Annotated in this window: 13 protein-coding genes; 6 read left to right on the forward strand and 7 right to left on the reverse strand. The window is 71.6% G+C overall.

What is annotated here, in order from left to right:
* Positions 1–347: 347 nt before the first annotated feature.
* Positions 348–2,147 (reverse strand): AMP-dependent synthetase/ligase, encoded by a 1,800-nt coding sequence (locus tag FYX01_RS19975; RefSeq protein WP_150243650.1) that lies wholly within the window; start codon positions 2,145–2,147, stop codon positions 348–350.
* A 534-nt stretch (positions 2,148–2,681) separates the two neighbouring features.
* On the opposite strand from FYX01_RS19975, the gene FYX01_RS19980 reads away from it, so the two are divergent.
* A complete protein-coding gene (locus FYX01_RS19980) occupies positions 2,682–3,137 on the forward strand; it encodes a hypothetical protein (RefSeq protein ID WP_150243652.1) in 456 nt (151 codons plus the stop codon).
* A 147-nt stretch (positions 3,138–3,284) separates the two neighbouring features.
* A complete protein-coding gene (locus FYX01_RS19985; RefSeq protein ID WP_150243654.1) occupies positions 3,285–4,226 on the forward strand; it encodes an ROK family glucokinase in 942 nt (313 codons plus the stop codon).
* A gap of 288 nt (positions 4,227–4,514) precedes the next feature.
* Here the strand turns inward: FYX01_RS19985 and FYX01_RS19990 are convergent, their stop codons facing one another.
* Positions 4,515–5,327, reverse strand: coding sequence for a lysophospholipid acyltransferase family protein (locus FYX01_RS19990; protein ID WP_150243656.1), 813 nt, complete (start codon positions 5,325–5,327; stop codon positions 4,515–4,517).
* Positions 5,328–5,712: 385 nt separating this feature from the next.
* Between FYX01_RS19990 and FYX01_RS19995 the strand changes: the two genes are divergently transcribed.
* The 3 genes from FYX01_RS19995 to macS are packed head-to-tail and all read left to right on the forward strand — an operon-like array spanning position 5,713 to position 8,624.
* Complete coding sequence (locus FYX01_RS19995; RefSeq protein ID WP_150243658.1) at positions 5,713–6,510, forward strand: alpha/beta hydrolase; 798 nt, start codon at positions 5,713–5,715, stop codon at positions 6,508–6,510.
* Positions 6,507–7,427, forward strand: coding sequence for a hypothetical protein (locus FYX01_RS20000; RefSeq protein ID WP_150243660.1), 921 nt, complete (start codon positions 6,507–6,509; stop codon positions 7,425–7,427). Before FYX01_RS19995 ends, FYX01_RS20000 begins: the two co-directional genes overlap by 4 nt.
* Positions 7,428–7,484: 57 nt before the next feature.
* The gene (macS, locus tag FYX01_RS20005; protein WP_394350493.1) at positions 7,485–8,624 is read left to right on the forward strand and encodes a MacS family sensor histidine kinase; all 1,140 of its coding nucleotides are present in this window, start codon (positions 7,485–7,487) and stop codon (positions 8,622–8,624) included.
* Positions 8,625–8,703: 79 nt separating this feature from the next.
* Here macS and FYX01_RS20010 read toward each other — a convergent pair whose 3' ends face one another.
* Positions 8,704–9,336, reverse strand: a complete 633-nt coding sequence (locus FYX01_RS20010) for a molybdopterin-dependent oxidoreductase (protein WP_150243664.1) — start codon at positions 9,334–9,336, stop codon at positions 8,704–8,706.
* Positions 9,337–9,672: 336 nt separating this feature from the next.
* Here FYX01_RS20010 and aroF point away from each other — a divergent pair, with 336 nt between their 5' ends.
* A complete protein-coding gene (gene aroF, locus FYX01_RS20015; RefSeq protein ID WP_150243666.1) occupies positions 9,673–10,719 on the forward strand; it encodes a 3-deoxy-7-phosphoheptulonate synthase in 1,047 nt (348 codons plus the stop codon).
* Between the two features lie 67 nt (positions 10,720–10,786).
* Here the strand turns inward: aroF and thiI are convergent, their stop codons facing one another.
* From thiI to pknB, 4 genes are all read right to left on the reverse strand, one after another.
* Complete coding sequence (gene thiI, locus FYX01_RS20020) at positions 10,787–12,076, reverse strand: tRNA uracil 4-sulfurtransferase ThiI (protein ID WP_150243668.1); 1,290 nt, start codon at positions 12,074–12,076, stop codon at positions 10,787–10,789.
* Positions 12,077–12,384: 308 nt separating this feature from the next.
* Entirely contained in the window at positions 12,385–13,410 is a 1,026-nt protein-coding gene (locus FYX01_RS20025) for a 6-phosphofructokinase (protein ID WP_150243670.1), read from the reverse strand.
* Positions 13,411–13,755: 345 nt separating this feature from the next.
* Positions 13,756–14,412, reverse strand: coding sequence for a response regulator (locus FYX01_RS20030; protein ID WP_150243673.1), 657 nt, complete (start codon positions 14,410–14,412; stop codon positions 13,756–13,758).
* Positions 14,413–14,505: 93 nt separating this feature from the next.
* Positions 14,506–16,485 (reverse strand): Stk1 family PASTA domain-containing Ser/Thr kinase, encoded by a 1,980-nt coding sequence (pknB, locus tag FYX01_RS20035; RefSeq protein ID WP_150243675.1) that lies wholly within the window; start codon positions 16,483–16,485, stop codon positions 14,506–14,508.
* Positions 16,486–16,734 lie beyond the last annotated feature (249 nt).

The raw sequence follows: 16,734 nt of genomic DNA on the forward strand, positions 1-16,734 counted from the left end.
TGTGCGCCTCCGTGCGGTCCTGTCCGCCCCCGCCGGATCTCGGGCGCGCTCCTCCGTGCTCGGGGCCCTGGCGGCCTCCGTGCGGGCGCGTGGCCGTCCGTGGCCGGGTGAGCGGGTTCCTCCGGGGGTGGGGCTCCGCCTTCCGGGGCCCGCGCGCTGACGGTCGGCGGAGGGGAGGGGAGGAGCCACGGCCCCCATCCGTCCGGCGGGGGCACCGGGCGCCCGACGGGCACCGGGTGTCCGTCCGACCAGGGTGGCCGGGCACCCGCGGCGGCGGGGCACCGGGAAACGACCGGAGCCGGCCGCCCCGAGGGGCGACCGGCTCCGGCGCGCGGTACCACGGGGGCTCAGCCCGCGTAGATGTCTTCGATCTCCTTGCTCCACTGCTTGCTGACCACGTGGCGCTTGACCTTCAGGGACGCGGTCATCTGGCCGCTCTCCTCGGTGAAGTCGCTGGGCAGGATCTTGAACTTCTTGATGCCCTCGGCCTTGGACACCGCCTTGTTGGCGTTGTCCACGGCCTCCTGGACGGCGGCGTTCAGGTCCGGGTCCTCGGTCAGGTCGGAGATCTCACCGGTCTTGTCGTTGGCTTCCTTCCACTGCGCGAACGAGTCGGGGTCGATCGTGACGAGTGCGGCGATGAACTTGCGGTTGTCGCCGACCACCATGCACTGGCTGACCAGGGCGTGGGCGCGGATGCGGTCCTCCAACACGGCCGGGGCGACGTTCTTGCCGCCCGCGGTCACGATGATCTCCTTCTTGCGGCCGGTGACGCTCAGGAAGCCGTCCTCGTCCAGCGCGCCCAGGTCGCCGGTGCGGTAGAAGCCGTCCTCGGTGAAGGCGTCCTTGGTGGCCTTCTCGTTCTTCCAGTAGCCGACCATGATGTGGTCGCCCTTGAGGAGGATCTCGCCGTCGTCGGCGATCTTCACGGTGGTACCGGGCAGCGGCTGGCCCACGGTGCCGATCTTGTTGAACTCGGGGCTGTTCACGGAGGTGGGAGCGGTGGTCTCGGTGAGTCCGTAGCCCTCGATGATGGTGAAGCCGATGCCGCGGAAGAAGTGGCCGAGGCGGGCGCCCAGCGCGGAGCCGCCGGAGACGGCGTAGTCGGCGTTGCCGCCCAGCGCCGCGAGCAGCTTGCCGTAGACCAGCTTGCCGAACAGCGCGTGCCTGAGCTTGAGGCCCAGGGGGACGCGGCCGGTGGCGAGCGCCTTGCTGTAGGCGATGGCGGTCTCGGCGGCGGCGTTGAAGATCCTGCCCTTGCCCTCGGCCGAGGCTTTCTGCTCGGCCTTGGTGTAGACCTTCTCGAACACGCGGGGGACCGCGAGGAGGAAGGTCGGGCGAAAGACCGAGAACTGCTCGATCAGCTCCGGGCCGGTGGAGGGGAAGTGGCCGAGGGTGGCCTTGGCCTCGATGACCATGACCTGTACGAAGCGGGCGAAGACGTGGGCCAGGGGCAGGAACAGCAGGGTGGAGGGATTCTCCTTGCTGAGCAGGACCTGCTTGGCCGGGCCGTTGAGCGCGTTGCGGGCGATGAACAGGAAGTTGCGATGGGTGAGCTCGCATCCCTTGGGGCGCCCGGTGGTGCCCGAGGTGTAGATGAGGGTGGCGATGTCGTCGACCTTGACCGCGGTGCGGCGCTTGTCCAGCGCGTCGTCGTTGACCTCGGTGCCCGTGGAGCGCAGCTCGGCGTACTCGGGGCCGTCGAACTTCCAGAGCGGGCCGAGCTCGGGGGCCCCTTCCCGGATCGACTCCACGCGCTGGGCGTGCTCCTCGTTCTCCACGAAGACGGCCTTGGCGCCGGAGTCGGACAGGATCCACTCGATCTGCTCGGCGGAGGAGGTCTCGTAGATCGGTACGGTCACGCCGCCGATGGACCAGACGGCGTAGTCGACGACGGTCCACTCGTAGCGGGTGCGCGACATCAGGGCGACGCGGTCACCGTGCTCGACGCCCGCGTCGATCAGGGCCTTGGCGTACGCGGCGATGTCGCCGTGCAGCTCCGCCACGGTGACGTCGTGCCACTGGCCGGACTCCTGCCGACGGGCGGCGACGGCGTCGGGCTCGCTGGCCGCGCGCTCGTAGAGCGTGTCGGTCAGTCGCGCGTCATCGGAGATCTCAGCCTTCGCGGGAGAGCTGTATTCGCGCACGTGGTGCTCCTGGACATGTACGGGGTTCTGGTGATGGGGACGTGACGACCGTAACAACAGAACCCTACTCATGAGTAGAAAGTGGTGCCGTTCGGTATCCAAAGGTAATCCTGGCCGAGGCGCGGGGCGAGGTGAACGCGCTGCTCGAAGCGGTGCTCCCTCTGCGCCGGACGCGTCGGCTCCCGCCCCCGGGGCAGGGTGCGTACGCGGTGCCGGGCCCGTTTCCCGTGGTGTGTGAGGCCACGCGGGCCGCCCGGGAACGCGCAGGTCGGAGCAGTGATCCCGGTTACTCCTCGTACGCACGCGAGACTATACGCTTGACGTGACTTTTGTGCACGTCAAGAGGACTGTGCGCCATATGTAACGTTTATGAACTCTGTGAGGTTCCTGGGAGGGCTGCCTCCTTTCGCGCCCCGGTGCCGCGCCGCCGCGCGCCCACCCTGGTTCCTCCCTGATCCTGCCCCGAGAAGCCTCCCGGACGTCTCGGGTGACGGTTACCGTGAAGCACAACGCGGTGTGAAGGAGGAACCCGGCATGACGGAGAACACTGATCGCAACGGTGGTCCGGGCGAGGGCGGGGGCACGGGCCCCGACCTCGTCGACGACGCGCTGAGGATGGTCGACAGCCTCCAGCGCAGGCTGTTGGCGGCGGGGGTCCGGCGCGGGGTCAGTGCCGTCACCTCGCCGCCCCCGAGCAAGGGAGACGTGTGGGAGGAGGCCATCCGCATGGAGTCGGACCAGCAGCGTCCCGCGCTGGAGGAGGTCCTCGACATCGTGCGCACGTCCGCCCCCGAGGTCGCCGGCCACCTGGGCCGGGCGGGGCTGGCCATGGTCGGAGCCCTGGGCCGCACCTGGGACGTGGTCGAGCGCTCCCTGGAGCAGACCCGTACCGACGCCGCCGACCAGCGGAGCTCCGCGGGAAACCCGGAGTCCGGTCGTGGCGGGGGCGCGGCGGACGGCACCGGCCGCCAGGTCACCGCGGGGGAGTAGGGGCCCGGGGAGCGGGTTCACGGCAGGGGTGTCCCGGGCGGCTCGGAGCCTGGTTTAATCGAGGGGCCTCTCGCATATGGAAACCCTCTGCCATGAACCTTGAGACTTATGTCAGAGTTCGGGCGTAAGTACGAAGGAGCTGCCCCCATGCTGACCATCGGCGTAGACATCGGCGGAACCAAGATCGCCGCCGGAGTCGTCGACCACGACGGGCAGATCCTGGACAAGGTCAAGTACCCCACCCCAGGCGACGACCCCGCTGGGCTGGCCGACGTCGTCGCCAAGGCCGTCGACGAACTGCGCGCGAGGCGGAGCGCCGTCGAGGCGGTCGGCGTGGGGGTGGCCGGGTTCGTGGACGAGGACCGCGCCACCGTCCAGGTCGCCGTCAACCTCGGGCTGCGCGACGAACCCCTCAGGGACCGTGTCCAGGAGCGCGTCGGCCTGCCCGTCGTCATCGAGAACGACGCCAACGCCGCCGCCTGGGCCGAGGCCAGGTTCGGGGCCGGACGCGGCAGCGACCACATCGTCTGCGTCACCCTGGGCACCGGTATCGGCGGCGGCCTGGTCATCGGCGGCGCCCTGCACCGCGGACGCTACGGCGTGGCCGCGGAGATCGGCCACTACCGGATGGTTCCCAACGGGCGCCGTTGCGCCTGCGGCAACCACGGCTGCTGGGAGCAGTACGCCAGCGGCCGTGCCCTGGTCGCCGAGGGCCAGGACCGGGCCCGCACCGAACCCCGGGCCGCCGAGCGCATGCTCAAGCTCGCCGACGGCGTCGTCGAACAGGTCCAGGGCCACGTCATCACCCAGGCCGCGCTGGAGGGGGACAGGGCGGCCCTGGAGTGCTTCACCGCCGTCGGCGAGTGGGCCGGACTCGGCCTGGCCGACCTGGCCGCCATCCTCGACCCCGAGTGCTTCGTCCTGGGCGGCGGGGTCTCCGACGCCGGGTCCATCATCCTGGAGCCGGTCCGCGCCTCCTTCGCGCGCCACGTCCCGGGCCGTCCCAACCGCCGCCTGGCCGATGTGCGCCTGGCCGAACTCGGCGGCGAGGCGGGCATCGTCGGTGCGGGCGACCTCGCCCGGCACTGACCGGCGCCGTTCCGGGCGGCCCCGTACACACGTCGGCCCCCGCGGCGTCCACCGTGTGGGCGCCGCGGGGGCCGACCGCCGTCTCCGCCGGTCCGCGCAGCCGCCGGACCGTTCCGTACGGTGCTGGGGAGTGTTTTCTAGAAGGCTTTCGGGTCGGCGAGCGGCCGTCCCAGGCGATCTCTCGCAAGACGATGTGCGAAGTCCGGCCTGGTCGTGCTCCACGAGCACGGAGGCGTGGCGAGAGGCGGCCTGGTGGACGCGAGCCCGGAATGGTGCAAAAAACACGACCTAGTCCTCGGAGTCCTTCCGCGCGGCCCGCTTCTCCTTGCGGTGGGCGCGGCGCTCCTCCTTGCGCTGTCTGCGCTCGGTGCGTCTGCGGTCCTTGTCGCCGGCGTGCTGCTCGCGCCGGGCCTCCTTGGCCTCGGCCTCCAGTTCGGCCTTGATCGACTGCGCGTAGCGGTCCACGTACTCCTGGCCGGACAGCTCCATCAGCGCGTACATGATCTCGTCGGTGACCGCCCGCAGCACGCGCGGGTCCTTCTCCATGCCGTAGTAGCGGGAGAAGTCCAGCGGCTTGCCGAACCTGACCTTCGGGCGCACCCCCAGCTTGGGCACGGTGCGGCCCGGGGGCATGATCTTCTCCAGGTTGATCATCGCCATCGGCACGACCGGCGCCCTGGACTCCAGTGCCAGACGGGCCACACCGGTACGGCCCCGGTACAGCTTGCCGTCGGGGGAGCGGGTGCCCTCGGGGTAGATCCCCAGCAGGTCGCCGCGCTTGAGCACCCTCAGGCCGGTGCGCAGTGCCGCCTCGCTGGCCTTGCCGCCGGAGCGGTCGATGGGGATCTGCCCCACGCCGGTGAAGAACGCCCGGCTCAGCAGGCCCTTCACGCCCGGGCCGGTGAAGTACTCGGACTTGGCCAGGAACGTGATCTTGCGCGGCAGCGGCAGCGGGCCGAAGAAGTGGTCGGAGAAGGACAGGTGGTTGCTGACCATGATGGCCGGACCCCGGCGCGGCACGTTCTCCACACCCTCGGCACGCGGTTGCCACAGCACGGCCAGAACCGGCCCCAGGAACGCCTTGACCACCCAGTAGAACATCGCTCAGATCACCCCTGCACACGCGGGGAGCACTGGGCAGGGTCTGCCACGATCACTGTCCCGCTCGGCCGACATTGCCAGGAGGGCTCGCGCCCGAATGACACGGGGAGAGCCGCCTGACGTGCGCCATCCTCCCACCGTGCGGGGGCGAGTGCCAAAGCGCCCCCAATCGGGCCGTCCGCCCGTCGCAGAAGAGGATACTCAGTCGGCCCGTGCGGCATGCGACTCCCCTCTCCGCTCCGGGGCCGGGAGCGTTAGTGTGCACTCATGGCGAACAGTTCGCCGAGCGGCTAGCCTCACGGCTGGAGCCGGGTTCGGCGTGCCTCTGACGACCGCGCTCCGGCCACCCGCGTCCCCTGTCCCGCATGATTCCTGGAGCCGCTCCGTGAGACCGTCCAACGACCTCCCCCTGATCCCGGGTGCGGAGCCGTTCAGCCACCACGGGTCGGAGGTCGGCGTCCTGCTCTGCCACGGGTTCACCGGCTCGCCGTACTCGATGCGGCCCTGGGGCGAGTACCTGGCCGCCGCCGGACTCAGCGTGGAGGCGCCCCTGCTTCCTGGACACGGCACGGTCTGGCGGGACATGAACCTCACCACCAGCGACGACTGGCTGGCCGAGGCCGAGCGGGCCCTGCTGGAGTTGGCCTCGCGCTGCGCGGAGGTCTTCGTCATGGGACTGTCCATGGGCGGCGCGCTCACCCTGCGCCTGGCCCAGAGGCGCCCCGACCTCGTGCACGGAGCCGTTCTCGTCAACCCCTCCCTGACGGTGGAGGACCGGCGCCTGCCCCTCATCGCCCCCTTCCGCCGGGCGGTCTCGCGGATCATGCCCTCCACACCCGGCCTGGCCTGCGACATCTCCAAGGACGACACCACTGAGGGCGGCTACGACCGGGTGCCCACCGCGGCGGCGGCGACACTCCCGAAGCTGTGGCGCGAAGTTCAGGAGGGCATGTCCGGTTTGCGAGCGCCGATCCTGGCCTACCGGAGCACACAGGACCACGTTGTGGGACCGCGCAGTCTGCGTATCCTCGCTAGGAGAGCGGTCAACACCCGGCTGATGGTCCACCTGCTCCACGACAGCTACCACGTGGCGACCCTCGACCATGACGCCGCCACCATCTTCGACGGGAGCCTCGCCTTCGTGCGAGAGCACAGTAGAAGCGGGGAAGGAGCCGACCGATGACGCAACGTCGGGGCAACGGCCTGCTCGCCGACGCCTATGTGCCCCTGGTCCTGCTCGCGCCCTCGCACGCCGACCTGATGCTGGAGGCCCTGCGCCGCAGCGGTATCGCCGCCTACGCCGTCCCCCTGGACGAGGACGTCCTCGACCCCCCGGGGAGCCAGGCCGACGATCCGTCCACCGACCACCTGTACGTGGACGCGGAGGAGAGGACCGCCGCAGAGCGGGTCCTGGGTGCCGAACTGCCCGGGTTGGAGGGCCGTCCCGAGGCGGCGCCCGACCTGCTGGCACCGCGTGAGCCCCGGCCCGACGCCGACGACGAGGAGGGCGGCGGACCCGCCGCCTCGGGCACACCGGCCTCCGACGCCCCGGTCGGCGGCGACCTGCTGGACGGCCCGCCCGCCAACGTCGACCCCGACGCCGCTCCCGCCGAGCCCGCCGACGAGGACGAGGTCTGGAACGACCTGGTCGCCCGCTTCTACGACGACGCCGACACCCCCGTCGAACGGCGCCGCGCCGCCTGGCCCGACGTCGAGAACCTCGGCGCCTCCGACCGGGACGGGGACGCCTCCTCCGGCGGCGACCTCCTGGACGGGGGGCACGCGGAGGCCGACGAGGGTCGCGACGACGCGGACGAGGAGGCCCGGCGCCGGGCCGAGGCGGAACTGGAGGGCCACTACGAGCCGCCGCCCCCGCCGCCCCTGCTCCAGGGCGACCGGGTGGGCATCGCCGCCTGGTTCGGCCTGCTGGGCGCGCCGGCGCTGGTGTTCGGTGCGGCCTTCGTCGGCATCGCCCTGCCCGGCTGGCTGATGTTCGCGGCGGTGCTGGCGTTCGTGGTCAGCTTCGTCGTGCTCATCCTGCGCATGACCGACTCCCGGCCTCCCGGCGACAACGGGCCCGACAACGGGGCGGTGGTCTGACCACTGGGCTTCGACGTCCCCCTCTGGCGAGCCTTCGCCGTCTTTCGCGCGGCGGCCCTGGCCTACTCCCTGGTCCTCGCCGTCCAGCACCACGAGCACCTGTCCCGGCCCTGGCTGGCCTGGGCGGTGTTGGCGGTGATGTCGGCGTGGACCGTGGCCACCACGTACGGCTACGCCCGACCCGAGCACCGCACCTGGCGCCTGCTCACCGCCGACCTGGCGGTGGCCTTCGCGTGCCTGTTCGCCACCGCTTTCGCGGCCACGCCGTTCTACCTCACCCAGGCCCCGCCGCTGAGCGGCTACTGGTTCGCCGGGGCGGCCCTGGCGGCCAGCGTCATCTGGGGCAGGCGCGGCGCGGCCGCCGTCGCCGTGCTCTACGGGATCTGTGACACCACCCTGCGCGTGATCATGGGCGCCGCCGTGACCGACGCGACCGTTCGCGGCGTGGTGCTGCTGCTCCTGTCCGGGCTGGCCGTCGGGTACATGGCCAGGGTGGCCGGGCAGGCCGAGGCGCGCTTCGCCCGGGCGGTCGCGCTGGAGGCACGCATCCGCGAGCGCGAGCAGTTGGCCCGCTCGATCCACGACTCGGTTCTGCAGGTGCTGTCCCTGGTGCGGCGGCGTGGCGCCGAGGCCGGGGGAGAGGCCGCTGAGCTGGGCCGGATGGCCGGTGAGCAGGAGGTGCGGCTGCGCGCACTGGTCGCCGACGGACTGCCCGGGAGGGCTTCGGGAGACGAGGAGGGTCCGGCGGTCTCGGGGAGGAGGCCCGGCCGCGAGGCCGGAGGAGGGCCCGGCGGAGCGGTGCCCGACGCGTCGGTGGACCTGCGCGAGCTGGTGCGCCGCGCCGAGTCGGTCCACGTGTCGGTGTCGGCGCCCGCCACGCCCGTCACCCTGCCCGCGCGCACCGCCGAGGAGCTGGCCGCCGCCGTCCTCGCCGCCCTGGACAACGTGCGGTGGCACTGCCCTCGGGGCACCCGTGCCTGGGTTCTGGTGGAGGACGAGGAGGACGCGGTGACCGTGTCCGTCCGCGACGAGGGACCCGGTATCCCGCCCGGGCGGTTGGAGGAGGCCCGCTCCGACGGCCGCCTCGGCGTGGCCCAGTCCGTCCGGGGCCGCCTGCGCGACCTGGGCGGCACCGTCGAGTACGTGTCGGTTCCCGGGCAGGGCACCGAGGTGGAGATGCGCGTCCCCCGGCGCTGAGACGTACGCCGCCTCCGGGAGGCGCCGCCGGTCGCGGGGCCGGGCCGGACCGCTCGCCCCCGGTCCCGGCGGCGGGGGCTCACAGGGGCGGGCCGTGGCCCGGCTCCTCCTGGTGGGAGAAGCGCTGCTCCCGCCAGGGGTCGGCCCGGTTGTGGTATCCGCGCTCCTCCCAGAAGCCCCGGCGGTCCGCGGTCATGTACTCCACCGCGCGCAGCCACTTCACGCTCTTCCATCCGTACAGGTGCGGCACCACCAGCCGCAGCGGGGCGCCGTGCTCGGGGGCGAGCGGCTCCCCGTCCCGGTGGGTGGCCAGCAGCACCCCCTCGGACAGGAAGTCGTCCAGGCGAAGGTTCGCGCTGTAGCCGTACTCGCCCCAGGCCATCACGTGCGTCACCTCGGGCGCGGGCGGGGCGGCGGCGACCAGGTCGGCGGCGCTCACTCCGCGCCAGGGCACGCCCGGGATGCTGAAGCGCATCACGCAGTGGAAGTCGCTCACCGAGTCCGCGCGCGGTAGCAGCGTGAACTCCTCCCACGTCCAGCGGTAGGAGCCCAGGTCCTCGGTGGCTCCCATGATCCGAAAGTCCCATCTCCGTGGACGGAAGGCGGGTACCGGCCCGTAGTGCAGCGGTTTGTGCTCGTGGCGCACCGCCTGGCCCGGAGGCAGCCGCGACCGGTCCTCCCGCGTGCCGCCCTCGTCCGTTCCCTCGGACAATCCGTCCCCCGCTCGTCTCTCGGCCCCCGCGGCCACTCCCGCCCGGTCGGGGCGGGGGCGCGGCCCCCGGCGTCCGGCCATCCTGCCAGGCGCCGACGAGAGCCATGTCACTCACCCCGGTTGTGCGGGAGACCGGTGCGAGTGCGCTATAGTCACTGCCATGCAGCGGAACTTTTGGCGCTTTTATGGCTACCGGCCCGATACCCCGGTCGCCTGTAAAGCGCTGCGCTGACACAGACGACTTGAGCCCCGGGCCGGTAGAGCCCGGGGCTTCTTCGTGTTCCGGGCGTCGCGCGGTTCGGTCCTCCAACCGACAAGCAGCTAGGGACAACCCACATGGTCATCGTGATGGCACCGGACGCCACCTCAGAGAACATCGGCGACCTCGTCGAACTCGTCGCCTCCGCCGGAGGCGAGGCCTACGTGACGCGCGGCGTGAGCCGCACGATCATCGGCCTCGTCGGTGACGTCGAGCGCTTCCAGGACCTGGGCCTGGCCGCCAAGCCGGGTGTCAGCGACGTCCTGCGCATCTCCGTCCCCTACAAGCTCGTCAGCCGTGAGAACCACGACGGCCGCAGCGTCGTCAGTGTGCGCGGTGTGCCCATCGGCGGCGACAACGTCACCGTCATCGCCGGACCGTGCGCCGTCGAGACCCCCGAGCAGACCCTCGCCGCGGCGAGGATGGCGCTGGAGGCCGGCGCCTCCCTGCTGCGCGGCGGCGCCTACAAGCCCCGCACCTCCCCCTACGCCTTCCAGGGCCTGGGCGAGGAGGGCCTGAAGATCCTCGCCGACGCGCGTGCCGAGACCGGGCTGCCCATCGTCACCGAGGTCGTGGACGCCGCCGACGTCGGACTCGTCGCCTCCTACGCCGACATGCTCCAGGTCGGCACCCGCAACATGCAGAACTTCGCCCTCCTGCAGGCCGTGGGCGACGCGGGCAAGCCCGTCCTGCTCAAGCGCGGCATGAGCGCCACCATCGAGGAGTGGTTGATGGCCGCCGAGTACATCGCCCAGCGCGGCAACCTCGACATCGTCCTGTGCGAGCGCGGTATCCGTACCTTCGAGAAGGCCACCCGCAACACCCTGGACATCAGCGCCGTCCCGGTCGCCCAGAACCTGTCCCACCTGCCCGTGATCGTCGACCCGTCCCACTCGGGCGGCAAGCGCGACCTGGTCCTGCCGCTCTCGCGCGCGGCAGTCGCGGTCGGCGCCGCCGGCGTCATCGTGGACGTGCACCCGAGCCCCGAGAGCGCCCTGTGCGACGGCCCGCAGGCCCTCCTGCAGGAGGACCTGGCCGAGCTGCGGGACCTGGCGGGCACCCTGGCCACCCTGACCGGGCGCACCCTCACCCCGGCGCCCGGCCTCCAGCTGGCCCGTATGTGAGCCCGCGGAGCTGAGACGACGGTGCCCCGACCCCGTCACCGGGGGCCGGGGCACCGTCGACGGCCCCTCAGGCGGAGGCGGGCACCGACGCGCTCGCGGGGGCCACGCGAGCGGGCGCCGCGTCACCCAGGAAGCTGGGCTTGTGCACCTGCGCGGTGGAGACCAGGTACTCGGCCAGCTCCGCCGCGTCCAGGCGCTTCTCGATCTGGCGCAGGTCCGGGATCTTGGCCGCGGTCTCCACCTGGCGCGGGGTCAGCATGGTGCAGCAGTCCTCGTCGGGCAGCTCCGAGATGGCCAGCGTCCCGATCCGGCGCGCGTGGTCCATGATCTCGCTCTTGTCCATGCCGATGAGCGGGCGCAGGATCGGCAGGTCCACCGCGTCGTCCAGTGCGGTCAGGTTGGTCATGGTCTGGCTGGAGACCTGGCCCAGCGCGTCCCCGGTGACCAGGCACTCCGCGCCCAGGTCGTCGGCGAGCGCCTCGGCGGTCTTGAGCATCAGCCGGCGCTGGGCGACGATCTGCAGCCGCTCGATCCCCGAACTCTTCAGCTGCTGCTGGGCCTTGCCGAAGGGGACCACGAACAGCCGTGAGCCCACCTGGTAGCGGTCCAGCTGGCGGACCAGGCTGTAGGCCTTGTAGATGGACTCCGGCCCGGTGAACGGCATCCCGGAGAAGTGCAGGAAGTCGACCTTCAGGCCGCGCCGCATCATCCGGTGCGCGGCGACGGGGGAGTCGATCCCGCCCGACATCAGCACGAGGCCGCGGCCGCTCATCCCGGCGGGCAGGCCGCCCTGCCCGGGCACACCGTCGGTGAACACGAACGCCTCGTCCCTGTCCACCTCCACGTACAGGGTGTTGTCGGGCCGCTTGAGCCTCACCCCGTACCCGTACGCCTCGATGATCTTCGAGCCCAGGTAGCCGGCCAGCTCCGAGGAGGTCATCTCGAAACGCTTGTCGCGGCGGCGGGCGCGCACGGCGAAGGTGCCCTCGCGCCCGGCCATGGAGCGCACACCGATGTCGGTGATCGCGTCCAGGTCCTTGGCGACCCGGCGGACCAGGTGCACCCACACCACGCCCATCACGTTGGCCATGCGGTCGGCGACCTCGGCGATCTCCAGGTCGGAGGCCCCGGGCTTGCGCACGATGATCACACCCGCGCCGCGCTGGGAGAGGCGGACCTCGCCCAGGTCGCGCACGGAGGAGCGGATGTTGTTGTGCAGCCGCCGCTCGAAGAGCTTGCGGTTGGAGCCCTTGAGGACGATCTCGCCGAGCTTCATGAGCACACAGAGCTCGCCGAGCCCGGCGTCGGATCCGGCCTGGGCCACGGGGAGCGGCGCGGAATCAGGCGACGCGGACATGGTGCTACCTCCGGTGAGTACCTTCGTGCCCCGGTGCGAGGTGGGTGTGGCGGTGGCGGGACCGGGATCGCCCGTCGCCGTCTTCCAGTATCGAACATCCTCCCCACCGCTCCATCCATTTTCGGATATGCCCTCGGTGAAGGGCGCCACGTGGAAGGGACGGCCGCGGGCCTCGGGCCGGAGCCCCGGACGCGGCGCGCCCCCTCCCTGGGAGCTGGGAGGGGGCGCGGACCGGTCCGGAGGGGTCGGCGCACGTGGCCGGTGGCCGACATCCGGCGGGGAGCCCGGAGGATCCGGGTCCCGGGCTTCTAGCCGAAGAAGACCTCGGCCTCCTCGTAGCGCTCGGCGGGAACGGTCTTGAGGGTGTCGGTGGCCTCGGCCAGGTTCACGCGGACGATGTCGGTGCCCTGCAGGCCGACCATCTTGCCGAACGACTTCTCGTGTACGGCCTGGATGGCGTTCACGCCCAGGCGGGTGGCCAGGACACGGTCGAAGGCGCTGGGGGTGCCGCCGCGCTGCACGTGGCCCAGGACCACCGAGCGGGACTCCTTGCCGGTGCGCCTCTCGATCTCCTCGGCCAGGTTCTGCCCGATGCCGCCCAGCCGCACGTGGCCGAAGGCGTCCTTCTCGCCGGCGGCCAGCTCCATCTGCCCCTCCTTGGGGTGGGCGCCCTCGGCGACCACGATGATCGGCGCGTACTGGGTCTCGAAACGGCTCTCGACGTGCTTGACGACCTCGTCGATGTCGAAGGGGCGCTCCGGGATGAGGATGACGTTGGCGCCCGCGGCCATGCCCGAGTGCAGGGCGATCCATCCGGCGTGGCGGCCCATGACCTCCACCACCAGCGCGCGGTGGTGCGACTCGGCGGTGGTGTGCAGGCGGTCGATCGCCTCCGTCGCGATGTTCACGGCCGTGTCGAAACCGAAGGTGTAGTCGGTCGCGTTGAGGTCGTTGTCGATGGTCTTGGGCACGCCGACGACGTTGACACCGCGGTCGTACAGCTGGCGGGCCACGCCCAGGGTGTCCTCGCCGCCGATGGCGACCAGGGCGTCGACGCCCAGCCCGGCCATGTTGTCCTTGACCCGCTCGACGCCGCCCTCGATCTTCATGAGGTTGGTGCGCGAGGAGCCCAGGATGGTGCCGCCCCGGGGCAGGATGCCGCGCACGGCCGTCACGTCCAGCGGCATGGTGTCGCCCTCCAGTGGGCCGCGCCAGCCGTCCCGGAAGCCGACGAACTCGTAGCCGTAGTCCTTGATGCCCTTGCGGACCACGGCGCGGATGACCGCGTTCAGACCAGGGCAGTCCCCGCCACCCGTCAGAACTCCGACTCGCATTCGACTTCTCCTCGACGTTGTGAGCTCCTAGGCGCATGGCGCCATATGGTCTAGACCATAGTAGGCGCGGGGATCCGAGGCCAACCCGGGTGGGCGAACATCGTTTGAACCGTTCCTGTACCGATCCCGCGGTGACCGGAGGCGGGGATCCCCTTCCGGGCGAGCTCGCCAGACGGACCCGCCATCAGCCGGTCCCACCCCCGGGGTGAAGGCGCGCGCCGGAAGACCCACCGCCCCTACCCCCCACCGGGGGCGGGCCGCCATCGCAGGAAGGCAGCTTTCGGACCGCGCCGCGGGGCCGTGGGGCGCCGCCGGGAACGGGCCCGTCATCCGCCCTCTCCCCGGTCACCCGTCCAGCCCCCGGTCTATGGCGTAGCGCACCAGTTCCACCCGGTTGTGCAGGTGCAGTTTGGTGAGGGTGTTCTGTACGTGGTTCTGTACCGTGCGGTGGGAGATGGCCAGCCGTTGCGCGATCTGCTTGTAGGCCAGCCCCTTGGCGACCAGGCGCAGTACCTCGGTCTCACGGGGGGTCAGCGCGGGCGCCTCCGGGTCCCGGGCCTGCTCCGCCGACGACAGCCTGCGGTACTCGCCCAGCACCAGGCCGGCCAGACCCGGGGTGTACACGGCCTCGCCCGCGTGCACCCGGTGCACCGCGTCCAGCAGTTCCTCCCTGCCCGCCGACTTGACCAGGTAGCCGGTCGCACCCGCCTTCACCGCGGCCAGCACGTCGTCGCCGGCCCCGCTCGCCGACAGCACCAGCACCCTCGGGGGCTCGGGCAGCGCGAGCAGGCCCGCGGTCAACTCGACTCCGGTCATGTCCGGCAGGTGCAGGTCCACCACGGCCAGGGTGGGGCGTGTGGCCGGGGCGATGCGCAGCGCCTTGGCCCCGTCGCCCGCCGTTCCCACCACGTCGATCCCCGCCTCGCCGAGATCGCGCGCGACCGCGTCGCGCCACATCGGGTGGTCGTCCACCACCAGTACCCGGACCGACTCGCTCTCCATGCGGGCGAGCCTATCCCGCCCGGATCCGCGTAGGGCCGGGGAACAGCGAAGGGGCGTGCGGACCCGGCCGGTCCACACGCCCCCCGGAGCACGTCAGTCGTCGTCGTCTCGATCGTCGAAGTCGCCCAGGTCGATACCGCCCGGGGTCGCGGTGAGCGTGATCTCCGTCTTCTTGGGGGCCTCGCCGGTGTGGGACTGGTGCGTCACGACGTCGCCGCCGAGGATCCGCTCGACCTTGACCTTGAAGCCGGCCTCCTCCAGGGCCTTGCGCGCGTCCTTCACCTTCATGTCGACCACGTCGGGGATGTCCACACCCGGCGGACCGGTGGAGACGGTCAGGGTGACGGTGCCGCTGGCGCCGACGCTGGCGCCGCTGTCCGGGCTCTGCTGGATCACCTTGCCCTCGTCGACGTCCTCGCTCTCCTGCTCGACCACCTCGATGGTCAGGCCGAGATCCTCCAGGGTCGTGCGCGCGCTATCCAGGTCCTGGCCGACCACTGCGGGCACCGAGATACTGCGGCTGACGGAGATCGTGACCGTCCCCTCCCGGTCGGCGTCCTCCCCGGCCTCGGGGTCGGTGGAGACCACCGTTCCCGGGTCGACGCCCTCGGCGTCCACGTCCTCCTGGGCCACGTTCTCCGAGGCGAAACCGAGGTCCTCCATCTGCTTGAGGGCGTTGGCGGCGTCCTCGCCCTCCAGGTCGGGCATGGACACCGTCTGCGCCCCCTTGGACAGGTAGACGGTGACCTCGTCCTCGGGGGACAGGCTCGTCCCGACCTCGGGGTCGGTCTCGGCGACCGCACCCTTCTCGACGTCGCTGTAGACGGTCTCGTCGGAGAGCGCGTAGACCAGGCCCTCGGAGCGGATCAGCTCCCGCGCGGCCTCGGGGGTGGAGCCGACCACGTCCGGAACGTCCGCGTAGCGGCCCGAGAGGAACCACCAGCCCGAGCCGAGCACGACGATCGCCAGGACCGCCGCACCGATCCCGATCAGCAGGTTGCGGCGGCGGCGGTCGTCGGGCCCGGGCCGGTAGTCGTCGTACCCGTCGTCATCGTCGTAGCCGCCCTCGTCCAGGCCGGCGGAGTTCATGTCCACGATCATCGTGGCGTTCTCGGTGCCCGGACCGGCTCCGCCGGCGATGAGCTGCGGGGCGGTGACCGAGGGCGTGGTCGCCGCCGGGGTGACGGGCGTCAGCGGGGTCTGGTCGGCCGCGGAGGAGGGGGACAGCCCGTTGAGCACCTCCAGCACCTTGGCCAGGTACTGGCCCGCGTTGCCCAGGCGGTACCTGGGGTCGCGTTCGGTGGCCTTGGTGACCAGCCCGTCCACCTCGGGCGGCAGGCCCGGCAGGAAGTGCGAGGGGCGCGGGACGTCCTCGTTGACGTGCTGGTAGGCGATCGCGATGGGCGTCTCGCCGGTGTGCGGCTGGCCGCCGGTGAGCAGTTCGTAGAGCATGATGCCCGCCGCGTACACGTCGCTGCGCGCGTCGGCGGTGCCCCGCTCGATCTGCTCGGGGGCCAGGTAGGCGGCCGTGCCCATGAGGGTGCCGGTACGGGTCAGGCCCTGGTTGGACTGCTCCACGGCGCGGGCCAGGCCGAAGTCGGCGACCTTGACCCGGCCGTCCTCGGTGATGAGGACGTTCTCGGGCTTGACGTCGCGGTGCACCATGCCCGCCTGGTGGGCGGCGCCCAGAGCGGCCAGCACGGAGGCCATCACGTTCAGCGCGTCGCGCGGAGCCAGGCGTCCCCGGGACTTGAGCAGGTCACGCAGGGTGCGCCCGGGCACGTACTCCATGGCGAGGAACACGTGCCCCTGGTCCTCGCCCTGGTCGAAGACCTGGACGACGTTGGGATGGGAGAGCTTGGCGACGGAGTGCGCCTCGTTGATGAAGCGCTGGACGAAGGTGGGGTCCTGCGCCAGCGAGGGGTGCATCACCTTCAGGGCCAGTCGCCGGTCCAGCCTCAGGTCGTGGGCGACGTAGACGGTCGCCATCCCACCTCCGGCGATCCTGGACTCGACGAAGTAGCGTCGGTCCAGGGTGGCGCCTACGAGCGGGTCGGAAGTCGTCATGTCCACGGCGGAGTAGTGTCCTTGCTGCGGGGAGCGCGGGCTGTCGCGGCCGGTGGCGCGTACCCGACACCGGGTGTCGAACCGACACGATAGCGGAAGCCCGCGCCAGGTCTGCCCCGCGGTTCACGGTCGCGTCGCCCCGCTCCACCATTGGTGGGGATGTCCGCGCCTGGGTCGTCTTCGTGCGCGCGCTGCCCTCTCGGCCGGGTCGCACACCTTTTCCACGGTAGGGGACGGGGCCAAACGCTCCGGGCG

Source organism: Nocardiopsis quinghaiensis (assembly GCF_008638365.1).
GTDB classification, from domain to species: domain Bacteria; phylum Actinomycetota; class Actinomycetes; order Streptosporangiales; family Streptosporangiaceae; genus Nocardiopsis; species Nocardiopsis quinghaiensis.

What these genes read in the sequence shown, in the direction of transcription:
- FYX01_RS19980 (WP_150243652.1), top strand. Translation starts at nt 2,682, where the DNA reads ATGACGGAGAACACTGATCGCAACGGTGGTCCGGGCGAGGGCGGGGGC.
- FYX01_RS19985 (WP_150243654.1), top strand. Translation starts at nt 3,285, where the DNA reads ATGCTGACCATCGGCGTAGACATCGGCGGAACCAAGATCGCCGCCGGA.
- FYX01_RS19990 (WP_150243656.1), bottom strand. Translation starts at nt 5,327, where the DNA reads ATGTTCTACTGGGTGGTCAAGGCGTTCCTGGGGCCGGTTCTGGCCGTG.
- FYX01_RS20000 (WP_150243660.1), top strand. Translation starts at nt 6,507, where the DNA reads ATGACGCAACGTCGGGGCAACGGCCTGCTCGCCGACGCCTATGTGCCC.
- aroF (WP_150243666.1), top strand. Translation starts at nt 9,673, where the DNA reads ATGGTCATCGTGATGGCACCGGACGCCACCTCAGAGAACATCGGCGAC.
- thiI (WP_150243668.1), bottom strand. Translation starts at nt 12,076, where the DNA reads ATGTCCGCGTCGCCTGATTCCGCGCCGCTCCCCGTGGCCCAGGCCGGA.
- FYX01_RS20025 (WP_150243670.1), bottom strand. Translation starts at nt 13,410, where the DNA reads ATGCGAGTCGGAGTTCTGACGGGTGGCGGGGACTGCCCTGGTCTGAAC.
- FYX01_RS20030 (WP_150243673.1), bottom strand. Translation starts at nt 14,412, where the DNA reads ATGGAGAGCGAGTCGGTCCGGGTACTGGTGGTGGACGACCACCCGATG.